The following is a 20,173-nucleotide window of genomic DNA, read 5'->3' as shown; positions in this document are numbered from 1 at the left end:
CATGACACCCGATAGCAATCCGCACCACGGCCGGGAATTCACCGCCGCCTGGTCCGAGCACATGCCTGGATCCATGACGCGCCCAGGACCCCGCCAGAACACCTGGGGTACCCCCGCTGGCGCAAACCACGCGGTTGCCGACGCCTCGGTGCCGATCGCCGAGGTTCTCGACACGCTCTGGAGAGCCCGCGGTGTGCACACGAATCCCGCCACCGGGGCCCAGGGGACCATCCCGCAACGAGCGATCCCTTCGGCCGGGGCGTGTTATCCGGTACAGGTGCATCTGCTCTGCGGCACCTGCTGCGACGTGCCGCCGGGAATCCACGCCTACAACGCGGAGGATTCCACCACGCACCGCCGCACCGCTACCGCGCCCGCCATGGCCGGCGCCATCCTCGTTTTCAGCGTGCTGCCGCAGCGCACCGCGGCCAGATACCACCACCGTGCCTTACCGCTGCTGCTGGCTGACACCGCCTATGCGCTTCTGGGCGTGTCCCGCCATGCGGCCTCCCGCGGGCTGAAGAGCCGGTGGCTCACTGCCGACCCAGCAACCCTGGCTGCCGTCGCCAGGCTGCCGGACTACGCCGCGTGGCAAGGGCGCTGGCCGGACACCGCACCGGAGCTGGCCTTGGCTGCCCTGGCTGTTGGCGCCGGGGATGAACTGCCGAGCCTGGCCCAGTGGGGCATGGCTGCCGCGGGGCCTGCCGGTCGGCCGCAGCCATGCCCGCAGCGGCAACCACGCACCGTTGCTTCGGTGGAGCACTGGGCAGCCGGACCGGGGCTCCGCCACCCCGAGCACGCATACGACCTGACGCCAGGGGCGGTGCTCGGGACGGTTGAGCTGTTGCGTCGGCGTAGCTTGCCGATTCACTCGCCGATTCCCAATCTCGCGCACCCGGTGCGCCGGGTACCTTGGGGCGTGTGGCGACGGCTGTTGGGGGCCTTCCCGCTGCCGGCACCTGCCGGGTGCGACGTCGTGGTCCTTGGCCAGGAAGACATTGCCAAAAGGGGGTTACACCTTGAATGCGCGGGACAGGAATGGGTCCACTCGTTGGACGGGATACTGCTCCTTCGCACCCGCGCGGCACCCGACGAAGCGGCCATGTGGTGGGCCGCCGGTGCCGCCGCGCACCTGCTCTATTCTTCCCTGGCTACCGGCCGGGAACACACTTTCCGGCCAGTAGCCGGCTGGACTGGGACCCGGGACGGGTTCACCACGCTGCACGCGCTCGGTTTCCGGGCACAGAGATCGGAAGGAAACACCCATGTTGGTCAATAAGCGCCTGAAGGCCCTGACCCGCGGCCACAACCGGAGACTGAACGCGCTCACCGCCATCGTGTGCCTGGGCTCCGCCAGCTATTGGGTGCAGGCATGGTTCCTGGCCGGCGCGCTGGCCGGGCTGCTGCCCGGCCAGGGGCACTCAGCGGCGCAGGTGGTTCGGGACCTGCTGGCCGTGTTCGGCTGCGGGCTGCTGCGGGCTGCACTGCAGCAAGTCCAGACCCGGCTGGCTAGCGGACTGGGCACCGCGGTGCGCCTGGAATTGCGCGCCACCCTGGCCGCGGCGCTACTGCGTCCGGAGCGCTTGCGTGACAACACCGAGCGCAGCGGGGCGCGCCGCCTGGCCCTGAGCGAGGGGGCCGACGGCGTGGAACCATACGTCACCGCCTACATCCCGCATGCACTGCAGCTGCAGATCCTGTGCCCGATCCTGCTGGCCGCAGTGGCAATACTTAACCCGATGCTCGCTGCGGCGCTGCTGGCCGCCGTCGTGGTTGCAGTGGGTGCCCCGCGGCTGTGGGGCCGGCTCCTGGCCCGGCGCGGCGCCACGCACTGGGATTCCTACGAGGCGTTGAGTGCCGACTTCCTTGAGGCGCTGCAGGGCATGCGCACGCTGAAGATCCTCGATGCACTCCCGCGCTTCCGGGCCCGGCTGGACGAACGTTCCGAGGCGCTGCACCGCGCCACCGTAGCCACCATGCGGGTGTCGCTGGCCGACACCGCACTGGCCGACCTCGGGATCCAGGCCGGCTTGCTGGCCGCCGCGGCACTGACCGCCCTGGATGTCCTCGGGGTGCTGCCCGCGGGGCTCGGCACCTCCCCGGCCCTCACCTTTTTCACGCTCATGCTCGCCTCGGAGGTCTTTAGGCCCGTCCGCGACCTGGCCCGCCAATGGCACTCCGGATACCTGGGCATCTCCGCCCTGGGTAGCATCGATGCGGCGATCGGCGCCGAGGGTGCAACACCCTCCGAGCCCCGGGCCGATGCCGCAGCGGCGAACGGCGCCGCGGCCGGTGATCGGCGGCGCCACGGCCACACCCTGACGCTAGAGAACGTGTCCTTCCGCTACGGACCCGAATCTCCCTGGGTGATGCACGGGGCCACCGCCAGCATTCGCCGCGGCTGGATCACTGCCCTGGCCGGTCCCTCGGGTGCAGGGAAATCCACGCTCTTCGACATCATGCTCGGGTTTCTCCCCGCCGAGGGCCAATGCCTGCTGGACGGTCGGCCACTGCAACCGGATGACGTGAGCGTGGTTTCCCAGCACAGCTACCTGTTCCCCGGCACCATCCGGGCAAACCTCGCTGCAGTGCGGCCCGGGGCGCACGACGAGACGATGCGCAGCGCACTGGTCTCGGCCGGGCTGGGCATCGAGCTCGAGTCCTGGCCCCTTGGGTTGGACACCGTCTTGGCCGAGGCAGGGCATTCGCTCTCCGGCGGCCAGCTCCAGCGCCTTGCCGTCGCCCGCGCCATTCTGGCCGACCGCCCGGTGCTGCTGCTCGATGAACCCACCTCGGCGCTGAACTCGGGGCTGGCCGTCAAGCTCATGGATTCACTGCGCGCCGAGGCTCGGCACCGCATCGTGGTGATGATCGCCCACCGCACCGAGGCCCTGGACGCCGCCGATACCGTGCTGTATCTGCGCGAGGGCACCCTGAGCGAAACCGTCACGACCATATCCCCGGAGGCACCATGAACCCGCATAAAACCGACACGACGTTACGCCGGGCCGATCCCCTGTGGGGTCTCCTTCCGCATCTGTCCGCCCACCGTCTGGCGTTGGCCTGGACTGGGGTGGTGGGCCTGGCGAACAACTTGGCCCTGGTTTTCCTGGCGGTGGCCGGTTCTTATGCGGTGACGCTGGCCCTGGTCGAGGGGCAGCTGGCGTCCACACGATGGTGGATCTCCGCCGCAGTGGCGGTGCTGCTGCGTGCGGTGCTCACCTGGCATGAGATGGATTTGTCGCACTCGATTGCCTACCGGGTGCTCGCGGCGTTGCGCATGGCACTCTTTGACGGGTTTTCCCGCGGGGTTCCTTCGCGCAAAGCTGGACAGCACACCGGGCGGCTCGCAGCCACCGCGATGGGGGATACGGAAAAGCTCGAGTTCTTCTACGCACACACACTGACCCAGTTGGCCTCGGCCGTGGTGCTGTTGCTGGGTGGAACCGCGGTGCTGCTGCGGATCGACGTGGCGCTGGCCGCCGGGCTGGTGGTGGGACTTGCAGCCTTGGTGCTGCTCACCCTTCCCTGGCAGCGCGCCAACGCCCGGCTGGGCGAGGAAGTGCAGCGGGCCAAATCCGATCAGTCTGCCTTGGCAGTTGACCTGCTCGCCGGTTCCCGGGAAATCCTCGGGTTCGGGCTACAGGCACAGGTCCAGTGGCAGCTCGCGGCGGCAACGCGGACCGTGGCCCGGGCCGAACGGCGGCTCAAGTCACGTGAAGCCGCCGCCGCCAGCGTGCGCGAACTGTGCTCGCTGGGCATCTTGGTCGCCGTCTTCCTCGCGGCCTGGAACCAGCCCGGACTGGATAGGTTGTGGATCCCGGCCCTGGTCGCTGGAACGCTCACGCTGCTCTCCCCGCTGATGGAGGCCGTTGCGGTGCTCACCCAATTACAGCCCCACCGTGCCAGCGCGGCGCGGGTGCTGGAGGGAATCGCCATGCCTGCCGAGGGCCCGAACGCAGCCCCGACGCTTTCCTTCGCCCCGTCGGGACCGCTGGGCATCGAGGTGCGCGGCGCGTGTTTCTCCTACGGCGACGGCACCCCGGTGCTGGAACCCACCTGGCTTTCGGTGGCCCCCGGGGAGCACTTGGGCATCTCGGGCCGCTCGGGATCCGGAAAGACCACCCTGGCGCGTCTTCTGGTGCGCTTGTGGTCCCCGGATGCCGGCAGCATCGGGCTGGTTCCGCGCATCGGCGCGGCCGTGGACGTGGCTTCCATTGACCTCCACGACTTCCGCTCGCTGGTAACCCTGGTGGAGCAGGACGCCACGATCTTCCACGGGACCTTGTTGGAAAACATGCAGCTGGCAGTCCCCGGGGCCACCGAGGGATTGGCCCTGGATGCCCTGGGACGTGCCGGGCTCCGGCTGGAGGCCGGGCGCTGGCCAGAGGGCGTCCACACGGTCATCGGCGAGGCCGGGGCCGGTGTTTCGGGAGGAGAGCGTGCCCGCATGGCGCTGGCCAGGGCGTTGCTATTGGACCCCAGCGTGCTGGTGTTGGATGAGACCACCGCATCCCTGGACGCCGCCACCGAAGCACTTTTGCTTGATGCTGTGGAGCAGCTGGCCGGGGACATGACCGTCGTGACGATTTCGCACCGGGAATCGACGCTGGCCCGTTGCGACCGCCGGGTCGAGCTGGCGGACCTGCACCGCGCGCCCCAGGCCCAGCCCACATAGCACCGGCATCGGGAGCATCGCCGCATCGGGAGCATCGGAGCATTGGGAGACGCAAATGCCTTCGGGGCCAGCCACTTGGTTGGCCCCGAAGGCATTTTGGGTGGTGCTGCGGAATCTAGAACGCCTCGGGGTGCAGTCCCTGGGCGATCTGCTGCACCGCATGGATGTTGCCCCAGGAGCCCGGCATGACGTCGCTGGAGTCGATGGCCACCAGGCGGTCGTTCTTTACGGCGTCCAGCTGCGGGAACCTAGTGTGCAGGAAATCGCGGGTTGCCTTCTCGTGGGCCTGATCAAGAGTGGTGAACACGATGACCTCCGGATTCTTGGCCACCAGTGTCTCGGGGGAAATGACCGAGGAGAAGAACTGGGCGAATGCCTTGTCATCGGGGCTGAATACGTTCTCGCCCCCGGCGATCTCAATCATGTTGTACTCGATGCCCGCACCGATGGCCGAAACGGTGTTGCCCTCAACGAAGAGCTCGGCCACGGACGGCTTCTCGGCTGTGGCGACCCGCTGCGCGACGTCATCCAGCACGTCCCTTGCCTCGGCAGCCAGGGCCGCTGCCTGATCCGGTGCTTCGAAGACCTTGCCCAGGTTTTCGATGTCGGTGAGCAGGTCTGCCACCTCGGCGGTGCCGCGGCGCTCCGCGCAGCCGGCCGTGGCAATGTAGGACTGCGCGCCTGCCGCCTCGAGCTGGTCGATGCTTGCGAAACCCTGCTCGGCGGTGAACTCGTAGCTGGTGGGCGCATAGACCAGGTCCGGGGCAACGCCCAGCAGCACCTCCCTCGAGGGCGGCCCCTGTTCGGTCAGCTGCGTGGCGATGCCGAGGTTCGCGAGTTCCGGCATCAGTGCCCCGCCCTTGGTCTGGGCCTCGGCCACGACCTTCTCCGCCTGCCCCAGGCGCACCAGCATCTCGGACTGGCCAGGGGTCATCGCCACCGCGCGCTGCGGCACTCCGGCAAAGTCCAGCGTGCGGCCGCAGTTTTCAATGGTCTTCGCGGAGTCCGCGGCTGGTGCCGGAGCGGAGGCGGAGACGGACTGGCCGCAGCCGGCCAGCAGCGTGCCGCCCAGTATCAGGCCGGAAATGAGAAGCAGGGGTTTGTTGTTCATGCGTGTTCCTTGAGTGGTTCGGTGTGGTGGATGGCTTGTTCTAGTGCCCCCGGGGTGAGTCGGGCGACGGCGATCAGCGGCCTGCCGGTGAGCGGGTGCTCGATCCGGGCCGAGTCCACGCCGAATCCGGTGCGGATGGCGTTTTCATCCAGCACCTCGTCCGGGCGGCCAATGGCCTGCAATTCCCCTCCCCGCAGCAGGGCCACGTGGTCGCAGAATTCGGTAACCAGGTTCATGTCATGCAGGGCGGTGAGCACCGTGAGTCCGCGGGAAGTGGCCAGGGACATGAGTTCGAGCTGGAAGGCGATGTCTAGGTGGTTGGTGGGTTCGTCAAGCACCAGCAGCGGGGTCTGCTGCACCAGGGTCCGGGCCAGCAGCACACGCTGCTTTTCTCCTCCCGAGAGCCCGGTGAAGTAGCGGGTGGCCAGGTGTGCGGCACCTACCTCGCGCAGGGCTGTCTCGACGAGCTCGACGTCCGCGGTCGAGTCGGCGCCGAAGCCGCGCTGGTGCGGCACCCGGCCCAGCATCGCCATCTCCCGGACCGTGATCGGGAATTCCTGGGTGGACTCCTGAGCCATGACGGCGATCCGCCGAGCCACCTCGCGTCCGTCCAGGTTCCTGACATCGTCCCCGCCCACTCGTACGACACCCGAGGAGGGCTTTTGGGCGCGGTACAGGGTGCGCAGCAGCGTCGACTTGCCGCAGCCGTTGGGGCCAAGGATGCCCAGCACCGTGCCTGAGGGCACTGCCAGGGACACGTTGTCCACGATCCTCCGGCCGCGGATCTCGACGCTGACGTTTTCAAAGGAGACGTTCACTGGTTCACCCCCGCCGCGCCGGCGCCGGAGGTGCGCATGAGCCAGAGGAAGAAGGGGGCTCCGACCGCGGCGGTGAGGATGCCCAGCGGGATTTCGGCAGGTTGGGCCACAGTGCGGGCCAGCAGGTCGGTGAGCATCAGGAAGAATGCGCCGCCGAGGATCACCAGCGGCAGCATCCGGCGGTGGTCCGAGCCCACGATCATGCGCACCGCATGCGGGACCACCAGTCCCACGAAGCCGATCCCGCCGCACACCGCCACGGTGGTGGCGGTCAGCAGGGCTGTGGCCAGCAGCAGCGTCCGGCGCATGGCGGTAATGTTCACGCCCAGCGCGATCGCCGTCTCGTCCCCGGCCAGCATGGCGTTCAGTGCCCGGGAGCGGGTCATCGCGTAGGTCGCGACCACTGCCAGTGCCATTCCGGGCAGCACCAGCTGGGCGTAGCTGGCGGCGGAAACGCTGCCGAGCAGGAAGAACAGCACGCTGTAGACGTTCTGCGCCTCGGTGGTGATGGTCAGGAAGTTGGTGATTGCAGCCAGCAGTGAGCCGAGAGCCACGCCGGCCAGGATCAACCGGGAGGGTGCGATCACCCCGCCCTGCTTCGCCAGGAGGTACACCAGCACCGTGGCGCCGGCGGCACCCAGGAAGGCCGCGGCGTTCAGGCTGAGCCCGGCCACGGCGGTGGATCCCGCCACGATGGCCAGCACCGCGCCGACCCCGGCGCCTGCCGAGACGCCCAGGATGTAGGGCTCGGCCAGCGGGTTGCGGACGTTGGTCTGTAACAACGCACCTGCCAGGGCCAGGGAGGCCCCGGCAATGCCCGCCAGCAGCGTGCGCGGCAGGCGGAAGTTCCAGACGGCTTGGTCCTGAGAGACGGTGATGGAGCCGTCTCTCATCCATGCCATGCCCGGAACCAGGTGCCCGGCAATGATCTTCGCCGATTCCAGCAGGCTAGTGGACAGCGGCCCGGTGCTCGCGGAGAACAGGATAACCAGCACGATGCCGGCTGACAGCATTGCCGTGGTGCCGTGCCGCCGCCAGACGGCGGGCCGGTGCGACGGGAGTTGCGGGGAAGGAGCTGCGGGGCGCGGCGAGTCCAGCGCAGTTCGAGGAGAAGTGTTCACGCTTCACAGACTACCTTAATGATACTCATTATCATTAGTGGCAGTGGGTTGCCACCTCCGAACCCAAGGGGAGTGCGACTGCCACTTTCAATCTCTGGGGATGGCTCAAGAATTGGCAGACGATCCAGCACTAATTTTCCACGCGCCCGGAAACGATCGTTCGCGAGACACTCTGCTTCCGGTTTCTTGGCCCGCGGATTCCCGCGGCTGATTTTGTAACGCTTGCCGTGTACTCGGCAATGTAACGCTCAACCGGGTTGGTGATACATTCTGGTTATGCGAATCGGATACGGGCGTGTCTCAACACGCGATCAACACCCCGAAGCCCAACACGATGCCCTGAGCGCGGCCGGCTGCGACCAGGTGTACCTCGACACCGCCTCGGGGAAACTCGCCCGCAGGCCCGAACTCGACAAGGCGCTGCTCTCGGCCAACCGGTCCGGTGATCAGCTCGTTGTCACCAAGCTGGACCGGCTGGGACGGTCCTTGGAAAACCTCATCGACCTGTCCAAAACGCTGCAGGAGCACGGCGTGGACCTGGTGGTCCTGGACCAGGGCGTCGATACTTCCACACCCGCCGGGCGGATGTTTTTTCAGATCATCGGTTCGATCGCCGAGTTCGAACACGCGTTGATGTCCGAACGGACCCGTGACGGGCTGGCCGCCGCGCGGGCACGTGGGCGGACTGGTGGGCAGAAACCAAAGCTCGGTCCCCGTCAGGTGAAGCTGGCAAGGGAAATGTATGAGGAAAAGGATGCCGATGGGAAACGTGCCCATACCGTCGAGCAGATCGCCCAGGAATTCGGCGTCAGCCGTCCCACCATCTACCGGCATCTAGCTAAACCATGACTCGCGGGCGTGGCGCTCCGCAGCAGCACGAGGACAAGTCAGTAGATCGCCGCCTTCCAACCAACAAGGATTTCTGACATGGCCCTTCGTTCCTTGCTCACGACTGCCGAACGCGGCCAAGTCCTTGAAATTCCCACCGGCTCCGAGGACCTGGCTGCCCACTACACACTGAGTGAAGCGGACATGTCGTTGATTCGCCAACGCCGTGCAGATGCCAACCGGCTGGGCTTCGCCATCCAGCTGTGCCTGCTGCGACACCCGGGTATCGCGCTGGCCGAAGACACTGATGTTCCCCTTGAATTGGTTTCCTGGATCGCCTCCCGGCTAGGCATTCAGACCGACACCTGGGACGAGTATGGGACACGTGGCGAAACACGGCAGGAACACGGACGGGAGATCCGCGCGTATCTGGGCATGTCCACGTTCGGAATCGCGGATTTTCGCCAGCTCGTGGAACACGTGGGCGAGGTTGCCACACAAACAGACAAAGGCCTTGTGTTGGTCGAAGGCGCGCGGGACTTCCTGCGCTCAAGGAAGATTGCCTCGCCCGGAATCGGGATCATCGAAAGGGCCTGTGCGCAGGCCCTGACCCGGGCGAATCGGCGAATCCACACCACGTTGTGCGACCATCTCTCCTTGGAGCACCGACGTCGTCTGGATGGTTTGTTGCTTCGCCGCACCGATAGTTCATTGACCGAAATCGGCTGGCTGAGGCAAGCACCACTGCGACCCAACGCACGGGCGATGAACGAGCATATCGACCGGCTCACGGCCTGGCATGCTCTTGGTCTGCCCTGGGACGCCGGCAAACTGGTGCATCGCAACAGGTTGCTGAAGTTGGCCCGCGAGGGCGCATCGATGACCGCGGCAGACCTGGCCAAGTTCGAGCCCGGACGCCGGCACGCGACCCTGTTCGCCATGTCCGTGGAAAGCATGGCTACGGTCACCGACGAAATCATCAATCTACATGACCGAATTATTGGCCGGATCATTCGCACCGCCCGGAACAAACAAAACCAGAACACCCTGGCTTCCCGTGCCACCGTCGCAGCCATGATGCGCCTGCATTCCAAGCTCGGCGATACCCTGATCGCAGCCAAGGAGAACGGTGAGGATCCCTTCGCTGCTATTGACGAAGCTATCGGGTGGGAATCCTTGGCTGAAAGCATCGCCCAAGCCAAGGACCTGACCCGGCCAGCCCTCGAGGACCACCTCGCACTCGTCAGTGCCCACTTCACCACGATCCGCCGCTACACGCCGGCATTTCTGGCCGTCCTTGACCTCCAAGCAGCCCCCGCGACGCAAGACCTACTGGCCGCGATCAAGGTCATCCGCACCATGAACACCACCAATGCCCGAAAGGTCCCCGAAGATGCACCCACGTCATTCATCCGGGCCAGGTGGAAGCCTCTGGTTTTCACCGAGAACGGCATAGACCGCGGATTCTACGAGTTTTGCGCCCTGGCGGAGCTCAAGAATGCGCTGCGGTCCGGAGACATGTGGGTCACCGGCTCCCGGCAATTTCGAGACTTCAATGACTACCTGTTGGCAGGCTCCGGCTACACGCTGATGAAGAGTGCCGGGGAACTGCCCCTGGTCACCACCACCGGCGGCGAAGAATATCTCAAGGACCGTCTTGCCCTACTCAGCGAAAGGCTGCACCAAGTCAACGCTCTGGCCTCCCGTGATGAACTGCCCGGGGTGCTGATCACCGCCAACGGCGTGAAGATCACCCCGCTCGAGACGATCGTGCCACAACAAGCGCAACCCTTGATCGACCGGGCCAGCGCCATGTTCCCGCGAATCAGGATCACCGACCTGTTGATGGAAGTCGATGGCTGGACGGGCTTCACCCGCCACTTCACCAACCTCAAGTCCGGCCAACCCTCCAAGGACAAGCAGCTCCTGCTCACCGCTATCCTGGCCGATGGAATCAACCTGGGATTGACCAAGATGTCCGAGTCATGCACCGGCGTCACTTACGCCCAGCTGGACCGCCAGCAGGCTTCCCATATCCGGGATGAAACCTACAGTGCCGCCCTGGCCGAGCTGGTCAATACCCAGCACGCACACTCCTTCGCGGCGCACTGGGGCGATGGCACCACCTCGTCCTCGGACGGGCAGCGCTTCCGCGCCGGCAGCCATGCCGAATCCACCGGGCATGTGAACCCGAAATACGGGGCCGAGCCCGGACGGATGATCTACACGCATGTCTCAGACAAATACTCGCCCTTCCACAGCAAACTCATCAATGTCGGTGACCGCGACGCGACCTACGTCTTGGATGGGCTGCTGTATCACGAGGCCGACCTAGCGATCCAGGAGCACTACACCGACACTGCAGGGTTCACCGACCACCTCTTTGCCCTCATGCACCTACTCGGATACCGGTTCGCGCCCCGGATCCGCAACATCGGCGACACCCGCCTCTACACACCCACCAACGATCTAGAGCTTGCCACCTTGGCGCCGCTGATCGGCGGCACCATCAACACACAGACCATCACCACGCACTGGGATGAAATCCTCCGCCTGGCCACATCCATCAAGACCGGCACCGTGACCGCCTCCTTGATGATGCGCAAACTCGGCGCCTACCCACGCCAAAACGGACTCGCCACCGCACTAAGGGAACTGGGCAAACTGGAACGAACTCTCTTCCTGCTCGACTGGCTCCAAGATCCCGACCTGCGCCGCAAGGTCACAGCCGGGCTGAACAAGGGAGAAGCCCGAAACACCCTGGCCCGCGCGGTGTTCTTCAACCGTCTTGGAGAGATCCGCGACCGATCCTTCGAGCAGCAGCGCTACCGGGCGTCAGGGCTGAATCTTCTCACCGCGGCCATCGTTCTCTGGAACACGGTTTACCTCGACCGCACCATCACCACCTTGAATCAGGAGGGCAAGGCCACGGATCCTGACCTGCTGCGGTTCCTCTCACCTCTGGGCTGGGAACACATCAACCTCACCGGCGATTACACCTGGCCACGCACCAACAAGATCAAACCCGGCAAATACAGGCCACTACGGCGCCCGGCAAAACCTTAGCGTCGGATATTTCACTTTTTCACAAGCCACCCCTACTACGCGCCGATCATCTTCGCCGACATCACCTCAATGGGTTCCAATGCCGGGGCCGTCGCCAACTACGGTGTCGGCATCGCCCTGGTCATCTCCACCGGGGTGTCCCTGCCGCTGATCGACAAGCTGGGCCGGATCAAGATGCTGGCCCTGAGCATGGCCGGACAGGCCGTGGCCATGGTCGGGCTGTGGCTGCTCCCCGACGCCGGATACCTCTCCATCGCCGCGGTCTTCGTCTACACCTTCTCCTTCGGGTTCGGCCTGGGCCCGGTGTTCTGGCTCTATGTGCCGGAGATCCTGCCACTGCGCATGCGCGCCATCGGCGTCGGGGTCATCACGTTCACCCAATACCTGTTCAACGCGATCTTCGCTGCCGCCTTCCCCGTCGCCCTGGAGAAGTTCGGCGGGGTGGTCTTCCTGCTCTTCGCCCTGCTCTCGGCGCTCGGGCTCTGGTATGTGCTCACCCGCATCCCCGAAACCGCGGGACGCTCCCTGGAGGAGATCGAAGACGATTGGCGCGCGAAGGCCACGGCCAAGGCGGCCGGGAAGACCGGACAGGACTCCTAGCCGGCCACTGCCTCGAGGTAGAACCAGCGTCCGTCCTCGCGCAGGAAGGTACTGCGTTCGCGTTGGACGCCGCGCCGGCCGTCCTGGCGGTAATGCGCGGCGAACTCGACGATCCCGGTGCCCTCGAAGGGGCCTCCGGCGACCGTGTCCACGATGTCCAGCCGCCGCCAGCTCATCGACGGGTCCAAGTCCAGCTCCGCCGGCCGGGTCGAGGGATGCCAACTGGCCAGCAGGTAGGCGGCGTCCCCGGTGACGAAGGCGCTATAACGCGAACGCATCAGGGCCTCGGCCGTCGCCGCCCCCGGACCTCCTGCCGCACGGTCGGCGTGCACCGGCCCACAGCAGGCGCCGAAGACCTCGCCCGACAGGCAGGGGCAGCGCGCATCGGCGTCCAGCACGGGGAAATCGGCACCGGCATCCTGCTGCTCATCCATGGCCCCAGCCTAGGGGCAAACCGTGGACCCTCACGCGGATACGTGGGGTGGGTCACCCCGGGCCGCGGGCCCCGCCGAACCCGGTAGACTGATCGGGCAAGCTCGCGGAGCGCCTCCAGCCCGGCGTGAGACGGCACCTCCGCAGGCGTACTCAAACCACCTCGCGCACAGGAGACCCCGGATGCCCCGCATCGTTGTTGACGTCATGCCCAAACCAGAGATCCTCGACCCCCAGGGCAAGGCCATCGTGGGCGCACTGCCCCGTTTGGGCTTCGACGCCTTTTCGTCAGTCCGTCAGGGCAAACGCTTCGAACTGACCGTCGACGGCGAGGTGACCGATCAGATCCTGGCCCAGGCCCGCACCGCGGCCGAGACCCTGCTCTCCAACCCGGTGATTGAAGACGTGGTCAACGTCGAGGTCGTCACCGAAGCATGAGCAACGATTCACTGCCCCTGATCGGCGACTACAGCGCGCCGGACACGACCCTGAACGGCGCCCGCATCGGCGTCGTCTCCTTCCCCGGCACCCTCGATGACCGCGACGCCGCCCGTGCCGTGCGGCTGGCCGGCGCCGAAGCCGTGGCCCTCTGGCACGGAGACGACTCCCTCGCGGACGTCGACGCCGTCATCATCCCCGGTGGCTTCTCCTATGGCGACTACCTGCGCGCCGGGGCCATCGCCCGATTCGCCCCGATGATGTCCCGCATCATCGACGCCGCGAATTCGGAGGCCAAGCTCCCCGTGCTGGGCATCTGCAACGGATTCCAGATCCTCACCGAATCGCATCTGCTGCCCGGATCGATGATCAAGAACGACCACCTGAAGTTCCTCTGCCGGGACCAGGTCCTGCGGGTGGAGAACAACACCACGGCGTGGACCAACCAGTACGACGCCGGTGAGGAGATCACCGTGGTGCTGAAGAACCAGGACGGGCAGTACGTCGCCGACGAGAAGACCCTGGACGCCCTGGAGGCCGAAGGCCGCGTCGCCCTGCGCTACGTGGGCTGGAACCCCAACGGCTCGCGCCGCGACATCGCCGGCATCACCAATGCCGCCGGCAACGTCGTCGGACTCATGCCGCACCCCGAACACGCGGTCGAGGCAGGATTCGGCCCCACGACGGCCGCCGGCGCACACACCGGAACCGACGGCCTGGGCTTCTTCTCCTCCGTCCTGAGCACCCTGGTGGGAGGCACCAAATGAGCCAGCAATTCAACATCGACACCGTGGAGAACGCCGCGGCAACCCCCGACACCGAGCTGCCGTGGGCCGAATTGGGGCTGAAGCAGAACGAGTACGACGACGTCGTGAATGTTTTGGGCCGCCGCCCCACCGGCGCGGAACTGGCCATGTACTCGGTCATGTGGTCCGAGCATTGCTCGTATAAGTCCTCCAAGAACCACCTGCGCCAATTCGGCGACAAGGTGACCGATGAGATGAAGAAGGACCTGCTCGTGGGCATCGGCGAGAACGCCGGGGTCACGAACCTGGGCGATGGCTGGGCCGTCACCTTCAAGATCGAATCGCATAACTCCCCCTCCTTCGTGGAGCCCTACCAGGGCGCGGCCACGGGCATCGGCGGGATCGTGCGCGACATCATCTCCATGGGCGCCCGCCCGGTGGCCGTGATGGATCCGCTGCGTTTCGGGGCCATCGACCACCCCGACACCGCCCGGGTCATGCACGGGGCCGTCGCCGGGATCGGCGGCTACGGCAACTCGCTGGGCCTGCCGAACATCGGCGGGGAAATGGTCTTCGACCCGGTATACCAGGGCAACCCGCTGGTGAACGCGCTGGCCGTGGGCGTCATGCGCCATGAGGACATCCGCCTGGCCAACGCCTCCGGGAAGGGCAATAAGGTCGTCCTGTTCGGTGCCCGTACCGGCGGCGATGGGATCGGTGGCGCCTCGGTGCTGGCCTCCGAGTCCTTCGATGCGACCAAACCCTCCAAGCGCCCCGCGGTCCAGGTCGGTGACCCCTTCGCCGAGAAGGTGCTCATCGAGTGCTGCCTGGAACTGTTCAAGGCCTCCCTCGTCGAGGGCATCCAGGACCTGGGCGCCGCGGGCATCTCCTGCGCCACCAGTGAACTGGCCTCCAACGGCGACGGCGGCATGCGGGTCGAACTGACCAACGTGCTGCTGCGCGATCCGACGCTGACCCCGGGCGAGATCCTGATGTCCGAGTCGCAGGAACGCATGATGGCCGTGGTCTCCCCGGAAAACCTCGAGGCCTTCGAAGCGGTCATGGACAAATGGGCCGTGGAGTACTCCTGGCTCGGCGAGGTCACCGACACCGAACGGCTGGTCATCACCTGGGACGACGAGGTCATCGTCGACGTGGATCCGCGCACCGTCGCCCACGACGGACCGGTCTACGACCGCCCCTATGCCCGCCCCGACTGGCAGGACGCCCTGCAGGCCGATACGTTCAGGGCCTCCCCGGCGGGGCTCACCCTGCCGAGCCTGGGCGAGGAGCTCAAGGATGCCGTCCTGGAGCTGGTCGCCTCACCGAACATGTGCGACAAGTCCTGGATCACCAACCAGTTCGACCGCTACGTCGGCGGCAACACGGCCCTGGCGTCCCCCGATGACGCCGGCGTGGTCCGCGTGGATGAGGAAACCGGGATGGGCGTTGCCCTGGCCACCGATGCCAACGGCCGGTACGCCTACCTGGACCCGTACCACGGCTCCCAGCTGGCCCTGGCCGAGGCGTTCCGCAACGTGGCCACCACCGGGGCCGTCCCGCTGGCCGTCTCCGACTGCCTGAACTTCGGCTCCCCCGAGGACCCTGACGTGATGTGGCAATTGGCCGAGGCCATCCGCGGGCTCTCCGATGCCTGCATGGAACTGGGCATCCCGGTCACCGGCGGCAACGTCTCGCTCTACAACCAGACCGGCACCACCCCGATCCATCCCTCCCCGGTGGTCGCGGTGCTGGGCAGGTTCGACGACGTCGCCCGCCGCACCCCCTCGGGATGGCACTCCAGCGCCGACGGGCAGGCCATCTACCTGATGGGGACGACGGCGGATGAGCTGGATGGTTCGGAGTTCGCGAACCTGCGCGGACACCTGGGCGGTCTGCCGCCGACGGTGGACCTGGCTGCTGAGAAGCTGCTCGGCGACCTGCTGGTCAACGCCTCACGCGACGGCATGATCGACGCGGCCCACGACCTCTCCGAGGGTGGCCTCGCGGCAGCCCTGGTGGAGATGTCGCTGCGCTACGGCGTCGGCGCCCGGGTGGCCCTGCAGGATCTCTGCGACCGGGACGGCGTCGATGTGTTCACCGCCCTGTTCTCCGAGTCCCAGGCCCGCGCCGTCGTGGCCGTGCCTCGCTCCGAGGAGGTCCGTTTCAAGGACATGACCACCGCCCGGGATTTCCCGGTGGTCCGGCTGGGCATCGTCGATGCTGCCTCGGATTCCCTGGACATCCAGGGCCAGTTCAGCGCCACCCTGGAGGAACTGCGCACCGCCCACGAGGGCACGCTGCCGAAGTACTTCTGATCGGTTAGCTCATTGACACCCGTGGCCCGGCGGTCTTCCGCCGGGCCACGGGTGTTTTCGCGCGACGGCTTGACCCTCACGTAGCGTGAGGCCGGAGGCTGGGGTACATGAGCGACTACTACAACGCATTCGACATCAGCCCCGTACCCGTACCCACACCGGAAGCGGTGCCGCCGGAACCCTTCCGCGGCATCTATGGGATGCCCGCATTCGTCACGATTCCGTCGTGCGATTTGGAGGAATCCGTGGACTTCTGGATTCGTGGACTCGGGTTCTTCGAACTCTTCAGCATCCCCGGCACGCTGGTACATCTGCGCCGGTGGGCCTTCCAGGACGTGCTTCTCGTCCAGGCGCGGAGCATTCCAGACCAGCCCCCGGCCATCGGCTTCAGTTTCGCGGGCGTCCTGGGCCAGATCAATGCCTTGGTTGAAGCCTGCCGCGCCTTGCGCCCTGGCTCGGTCGCGGGACCCCGAGATACCCCGTGGAACACTCGTGATGTCGAGGTGATCACCCCAGAGAACGCCCGGGTCGTCTTCACCGCGGCCAAGCCCTTTGACCCGGCCAGCCAGGAGGCGCGGAATCTTGAAGATATCGGGATCACCCCTTCGGAGGGCCGTCCAGGGGAGAATCAGGAGCATGCCTGAGGCAACTTCTGCCGATGGCCTGACCGTCGGTCAGGCCGCGACGCGACTGGGCGTAACCATCCGCGCGCTACACCACTGGGATGAGATTGGCCTGGCGCGCTCCTCGCTGAGCACGCCTACCGGATACCGGCTCTACACCGCCGCTGATTTGGAACGCCTCCACAGAATCGTCGTCTACCGCGAGCTCGGCCTCGGATTGGAAAGAATCCGTGCCATCCTCGACGACTCAGCGACGGACGTACCGGCCGCCCTGCGCACCCAACGCCAGCACGTCGCCGACAGGATCGAGCATCTCCAGCAGCTCGGTGCCGGACTGGATCGAATGATCGACGCCCATGAGCACGGCCTGCTGCTGACCGTCCAGGAACAGACGGCCATCTTCGGCCCGCGGTGGAACCCTGACTGGTCGGCCCAAGCCCGCCAACGCTACGAAGGCACGCCCCAATGGCAGCAGTATGCCGAGCAATCAGCCACCCGTAGTCCGGCGGAATGGCAATCCATCGCCGATACCATGGCCGACCTCGACCGTTCCCTCGGGGAGTCCATGCAGGCCGGTTTCACACCTGGCAGCCCGGAAGCGCAGCTACTCGTGGAACGTCACCGCGCAGTGTTCTCGGCCTCATACTTTTCCCTCACCCGACAGATGCAGGTCTGTCTCGGTCGTATGTATGAGTCTGATCCGGCGTTCGCTGCTCACTACGACGGCGTCCGTACCGGCCTTGCGGCATGGTTCCGTCAAAGCATCGATGCCAACGCCCGCAACCACGGCATCGACCCCGACACCGCAAGCTGGCACTAGGCCCCGTTATGGAAAGTGATGATCTTAGACGAGTGAGATCGTCACTTTCCTCATTCCCGTGGAGACGGGAGATCATCCAGGCTCGCCAGGGCGGTCAGACTCCCGGCTATCAAACCGATGGCCGTATGGGGGCGGCTGGATCCGTTGGCCTTGAGGCGTTCGCCGAACCGATGGATCCAGCGTTCGGTGGCGATGTTCGCACCGATGCCCACTATCAGGATCGTGGCACCCAGTCCGATCACTAGCCCGGGGTTCAGGTTCTTGAGGCGGGCCCTGGTTCCCGCCGTTTCGTCTGCGAGCTGCCCCTGGCCGGCGGTATCCAGAGGCCCGGGGCCGCGCCCCGGCGTCGTTCCCACTGCCGACGGCGCAGTCGGCGATGAATCCGGATCCTGTCGACGGGCGAACACGACGCCCGCCCCTGCAAGGATCGCCAGCTTGGCCAGGACCCGCGACCGGCGCCGATCCACATAATCGGGCAGTGCGTACCAGAGCCCGACGGCAGCCCCGCTGGCCCCGGCACGACCGAGCACTGTGGCCGGAGTCCGTCCGGCCGAAGCTGGTGTGGTGCTTCCTGTCATCAGTTGGTCTCCTTCGGAGTTTCGGCTAGCTGGTTCAGTGCGTCGATATGGAGTCGGAAGGACACCCTGCCGGCACGGGTCATGGCCAGGGTGACGGGACGGCGTCCCGCGCGTACCGCGTTCGTCGGCTCGAGATAGCCGGCATCGATCAGCACCCGGACGTGCTTGCTCAACGTCGCGTCGGTGAACCCCAGCAGGTCACGGACCCTCCCGAAGGTTTCGCCGCGGACCGGCTCCAGCAGGGCACAGATCCGCAGCCGTGGAAGGGGGTGGATCACCGGGTCGAACCCGTCCTGGCTCATGACGGCTCAGTCCCGCGGGTTCCGGACGCGACGGGCCCAATACCGGTCCAGCGCCGGTCCGCCGATCGTGCCCAGGCAGAACAACACCACGGCGGCAATGACCGGAATCCACCACCAACCATGGGTGTCGTAGAGGGCGGAGTTGATTCCTCCGATGAACCCCACCACCAGCACGCCGCCCAGAAAGGGCAACCACATGGAACCGTGCAGGCGGATATGGCGCACCGCGCTGGGCTGCTTCCACGAGGCGAAGAGGAAGACCACCAGGATCGCTCCCGGCAGCACCAGCAGGGCCGCCGGCATCGACAGCAGATCGGTGACCAGTGGCACCAGGGCCAGGACGGCAAGGATGAAGCCCACCAGGAACCAATAGCGTGGTGGGCATTGCAGGCGTTCGGCATTCAGTTCACCGACGGCGCCGAGTGCTACAAGCGACTCCCCGGCCTGGGCCGCATTGGGGGTGTCATCGGAATCCATGCGGCCAGACTACATTTGTCTTGCCATACAGGAAAGACATTTTCATCCTTCAGCGACACCGGCTTCGCGTTGGTCGGGCCCTGTTTCACGACTATGATGGGCCTCATCGACCACCCTCGCGTGCGCCGCCAAATGCTGGCCCACCTTTCGGGGACCTCCACCGGTCAACACGACTTCACAAGGAGTTCCCCATGGGAAACGTCGGACTGCTGTATGTCGGCGCCGTGCTCTTCATCAACGGCCTGATGCTGCTGGGTTTCGTCCCCGGACGCGCTGCCGCCCCGATGAACTACTTCGTCGGGGCCATGCAGGTCATCTTCCCCACCATCATCATCGCCCAGTCCGGCGGCGACCCGGCCATGACGCTTTCCGCCTCGGGCCTGTACCTGTTCGGGTTCACCTACCTCTACATCGCCTTCAACATCACCTTCGGGCTCGATGGCGAAGGGGTCGGCTGGTTTTCGCTGTTCGTCTCCGGCGTCGCGGTCGTGATGTCCTATCTGCAGTTCACCCTCGTCGGGGATCCGGTCTTCGGGGTGATCTGGCTTTTATGGACCATCCTGTGGCTGATGTTCTACCTCGTCCTTGCCCTGGGCATGGAGTCGCTGACCGCCGCCACCGGCTGGTTCACCGTGCTCATCGCCCATCTCTCGGCCACGATCCCCGCCCTGCTGCTGCTCTCCGGCGCCTTCCAGAGCACCTGGCTCTGGGCGGGCATCCTCGCGGTGGCGGGAGCACTCGCCCTGCTTGTCTCGCTGATGTTGGGACGCCAAGGTGTGGGTCGGCCGCAATCTCCACCGTTGCCGCAGCTCCGCGACGAAATCGACGGCGGTGACGTCCCGACTCTCCCGGATCTGATCGCCCGCACCGAGCGCAGCGAACAGGGATCCCAGATCGTCATCTCGAACCCCCCGGTGTCCAGATCCTCCCGCCGCGTGGTCAACAGTCCTCTGCGCCGCCGGGCGCCCCGCCCCTGATTCCTCGGGATTCTTCCGCGGTCCATCCTCAGGACAGGCGGCCGTCGGCCAACCGTTCGGCGGATTCGAAGTAGGCCCGAGTCACCCACTCCTGGGTTCGGTGGGTCACCGGTGCCGCAGCCCGCATCAACCAGTTGGCCGGCTTCGAGTAGGCCAGGACCTCGAACCAGACGGTGCCCTCGTCATCTAGCTGTACTGCCCAGCAACGTTGGTTGAACTCGTGCGACGACACGGTCTGAA

Annotated in this window: 20 protein-coding genes; 12 read left to right on the top strand and 8 right to left on the bottom strand. The window is 66.1% G+C overall.

Annotated features, from left to right (window positions below; genetic code table 11):
• Position 1 precedes the first annotated feature (1 nt).
• From ACT3S6_RS08135 to ACT3S6_RS08125, 3 genes are read left to right on the top strand one after another with little or no spacing between them, the layout of a single operon-like run.
• Complete coding sequence (locus tag ACT3S6_RS08135) at positions 2-1,279, top strand: hypothetical protein (protein WP_444554509.1); 1,278 nt, start codon at positions 2-4, stop codon at positions 1,277-1,279.
• Positions 1,266-2,975 carry an ABC transporter ATP-binding protein/permease gene (locus ACT3S6_RS08130; RefSeq protein WP_443409123.1) on the top strand — a complete coding sequence of 570 codons (1,710 nt, stop codon included), beginning with the start codon at positions 1,266-1,268 and terminating at the stop codon, positions 2,973-2,975. Before ACT3S6_RS08135 ends, ACT3S6_RS08130 begins: the two co-directional genes overlap by 14 nt.
• Positions 2,972-4,678: an ABC transporter ATP-binding protein gene (locus ACT3S6_RS08125; protein WP_443409122.1), complete on the top strand. Its 1,707-nt coding sequence runs from the start codon at positions 2,972-2,974 to the stop codon at positions 4,676-4,678. The genes ACT3S6_RS08130 and ACT3S6_RS08125 overlap by 4 nt, the downstream gene beginning before the upstream one ends.
• A gap of 115 nt (positions 4,679-4,793) precedes the next feature.
• Here the strand turns inward: ACT3S6_RS08125 and ACT3S6_RS08120 are convergent, their stop codons facing one another.
• From ACT3S6_RS08120 to ACT3S6_RS08110, 3 genes are read right to left on the bottom strand one after another with little or no spacing between them, the layout of a single operon-like run.
• Positions 4,794-5,789 carry an ABC transporter substrate-binding protein gene (locus ACT3S6_RS08120; RefSeq protein ID WP_443409121.1) on the bottom strand — a complete coding sequence of 332 codons (996 nt, stop codon included), beginning with the start codon at positions 5,787-5,789 and terminating at the stop codon, positions 4,794-4,796.
• Positions 5,786-6,607, bottom strand: a complete 822-nt coding sequence (locus ACT3S6_RS08115; protein WP_444554508.1) for an ABC transporter ATP-binding protein — start codon at positions 6,605-6,607, stop codon at positions 5,786-5,788. Before ACT3S6_RS08115 ends, ACT3S6_RS08120 begins: the two co-directional genes overlap by 4 nt.
• The gene (locus ACT3S6_RS08110; protein ID WP_443409119.1) at positions 6,604-7,728 is read right to left on the bottom strand and encodes a FecCD family ABC transporter permease; all 1,125 of its coding nucleotides are present in this window, start codon (positions 7,726-7,728) and stop codon (positions 6,604-6,606) included. Before ACT3S6_RS08110 ends, ACT3S6_RS08115 begins: the two co-directional genes overlap by 4 nt.
• Positions 7,729-8,004: 276 nt before the next feature.
• Between ACT3S6_RS08110 and ACT3S6_RS08105 the strand changes: the two genes are divergently transcribed.
• The 3 genes from ACT3S6_RS08105 to ACT3S6_RS08095 all read left to right on the top strand — a co-directional run bounded on the left by ACT3S6_RS08105 (position 8,005) and on the right by ACT3S6_RS08095 (position 12,222).
• Positions 8,005-8,577 (top strand): recombinase family protein, encoded by a 573-nt coding sequence (locus tag ACT3S6_RS08105; protein WP_444554507.1) that lies wholly within the window; start codon positions 8,005-8,007, stop codon positions 8,575-8,577.
• Between the two features lie 78 nt (positions 8,578-8,655).
• The gene (locus ACT3S6_RS08100) at positions 8,656-11,622 is read left to right on the top strand and encodes a Tn3 family transposase (RefSeq protein WP_444554506.1); all 2,967 of its coding nucleotides are present in this window, start codon (positions 8,656-8,658) and stop codon (positions 11,620-11,622) included.
• A 6-nt stretch (positions 11,623-11,628) separates the two neighbouring features.
• Positions 11,629-12,222, top strand: coding sequence for an MFS transporter (locus tag ACT3S6_RS08095; RefSeq protein ID WP_444554561.1), 594 nt, complete (start codon positions 11,629-11,631; stop codon positions 12,220-12,222).
• Here ACT3S6_RS08095 and ACT3S6_RS08090 read toward each other — a convergent pair.
• Positions 12,219-12,656: a YchJ family protein gene (locus tag ACT3S6_RS08090; RefSeq protein ID WP_444554505.1), complete on the bottom strand. Its 438-nt coding sequence runs from the start codon at positions 12,654-12,656 to the stop codon at positions 12,219-12,221. The two genes, ACT3S6_RS08095 and ACT3S6_RS08090, sit on opposite strands and share 4 nt — an antisense overlap.
• Positions 12,657-12,837: 181 nt before the next feature.
• On the opposite strand from ACT3S6_RS08090, the gene purS reads away from it, so the two are divergent.
• The 5 genes from purS (at position 12,838) to ACT3S6_RS08065 (ending at position 17,599) form a co-directional block, all read left to right on the top strand.
• Positions 12,838-13,092 carry a phosphoribosylformylglycinamidine synthase subunit PurS gene (gene purS, locus ACT3S6_RS08085; RefSeq protein ID WP_444554504.1) on the top strand — a complete coding sequence of 85 codons (255 nt, stop codon included), beginning with the start codon at positions 12,838-12,840 and terminating at the stop codon, positions 13,090-13,092.
• The gene (gene purQ / locus ACT3S6_RS08080; RefSeq protein ID WP_444554503.1) at positions 13,089-13,859 is read left to right on the top strand and encodes a phosphoribosylformylglycinamidine synthase subunit PurQ; all 771 of its coding nucleotides are present in this window, start codon (positions 13,089-13,091) and stop codon (positions 13,857-13,859) included. The genes purS and purQ overlap by 4 nt, the downstream gene beginning before the upstream one ends.
• Positions 13,856-16,156 (top strand): phosphoribosylformylglycinamidine synthase subunit PurL, encoded by a 2,301-nt coding sequence (gene purL, locus ACT3S6_RS08075; protein WP_444554502.1) that lies wholly within the window; start codon positions 13,856-13,858, stop codon positions 16,154-16,156. Before purQ ends, purL begins: the two co-directional genes overlap by 4 nt.
• A 107-nt stretch (positions 16,157-16,263) precedes the next feature.
• A complete protein-coding gene (locus ACT3S6_RS08070) occupies positions 16,264-16,800 on the top strand; it encodes a VOC family protein (RefSeq protein ID WP_444554501.1) in 537 nt (178 codons plus the stop codon).
• The gene (locus ACT3S6_RS08065; protein ID WP_444554500.1) at positions 16,793-17,599 is read left to right on the top strand and encodes a MerR family transcriptional regulator; all 807 of its coding nucleotides are present in this window, start codon (positions 16,793-16,795) and stop codon (positions 17,597-17,599) included. The genes ACT3S6_RS08070 and ACT3S6_RS08065 overlap by 8 nt, the downstream gene beginning before the upstream one ends.
• Positions 17,600-17,649: 50 nt before the next feature.
• Here the strand turns inward: ACT3S6_RS08065 and ACT3S6_RS08060 are convergent, their stop codons facing one another.
• Genes ACT3S6_RS08060 through ACT3S6_RS08050 form a run of 3 tightly spaced genes read right to left on the bottom strand, consistent with a single transcriptional unit; the run spans position 17,650 to position 18,956 of the window.
• Positions 17,650-18,177 (bottom strand): hypothetical protein, encoded by a 528-nt coding sequence (locus tag ACT3S6_RS08060; RefSeq protein WP_444554499.1) that lies wholly within the window; start codon positions 18,175-18,177, stop codon positions 17,650-17,652.
• Entirely contained in the window at positions 18,177-18,479 is a 303-nt protein-coding gene (locus ACT3S6_RS08055; RefSeq protein ID WP_444554498.1) for a transcriptional regulator, read from the bottom strand. The genes ACT3S6_RS08060 and ACT3S6_RS08055 overlap by 1 nt, the downstream gene beginning before the upstream one ends.
• 6 nt (positions 18,480-18,485) lie before the next feature.
• Positions 18,486-18,956, bottom strand: a complete 471-nt coding sequence (locus ACT3S6_RS08050) for a hypothetical protein (RefSeq protein ID WP_444554497.1) — start codon at positions 18,954-18,956, stop codon at positions 18,486-18,488.
• 191 nt (positions 18,957-19,147) lie between these two features.
• On the opposite strand from ACT3S6_RS08050, the gene ACT3S6_RS08045 reads away from it, so the two are divergent.
• On the top strand, positions 19,148-19,933 hold the full coding sequence (locus tag ACT3S6_RS08045) for an AmiS/UreI family transporter (RefSeq protein WP_444554496.1): 786 nt from the start codon (positions 19,148-19,150) through the stop codon (positions 19,931-19,933).
• A 28-nt stretch (positions 19,934-19,961) separates the two neighbouring features.
• Here ACT3S6_RS08045 and ACT3S6_RS08040 read toward each other — a convergent pair.
• Positions 19,962-20,173 (bottom strand): DUF1990 family protein (locus tag ACT3S6_RS08040; protein WP_444554495.1); only part of this gene is annotated, 212 nt, incomplete at its 5' end.

The organism is Arthrobacter sp. AOP36-C1-22, assembly GCF_052377515.1.
GTDB lineage: Bacteria > Actinomycetota > Actinomycetes > Actinomycetales > Micrococcaceae > Arthrobacter_H.
This window is presented reverse-complemented; position numbering and strand designations above follow the sequence as displayed.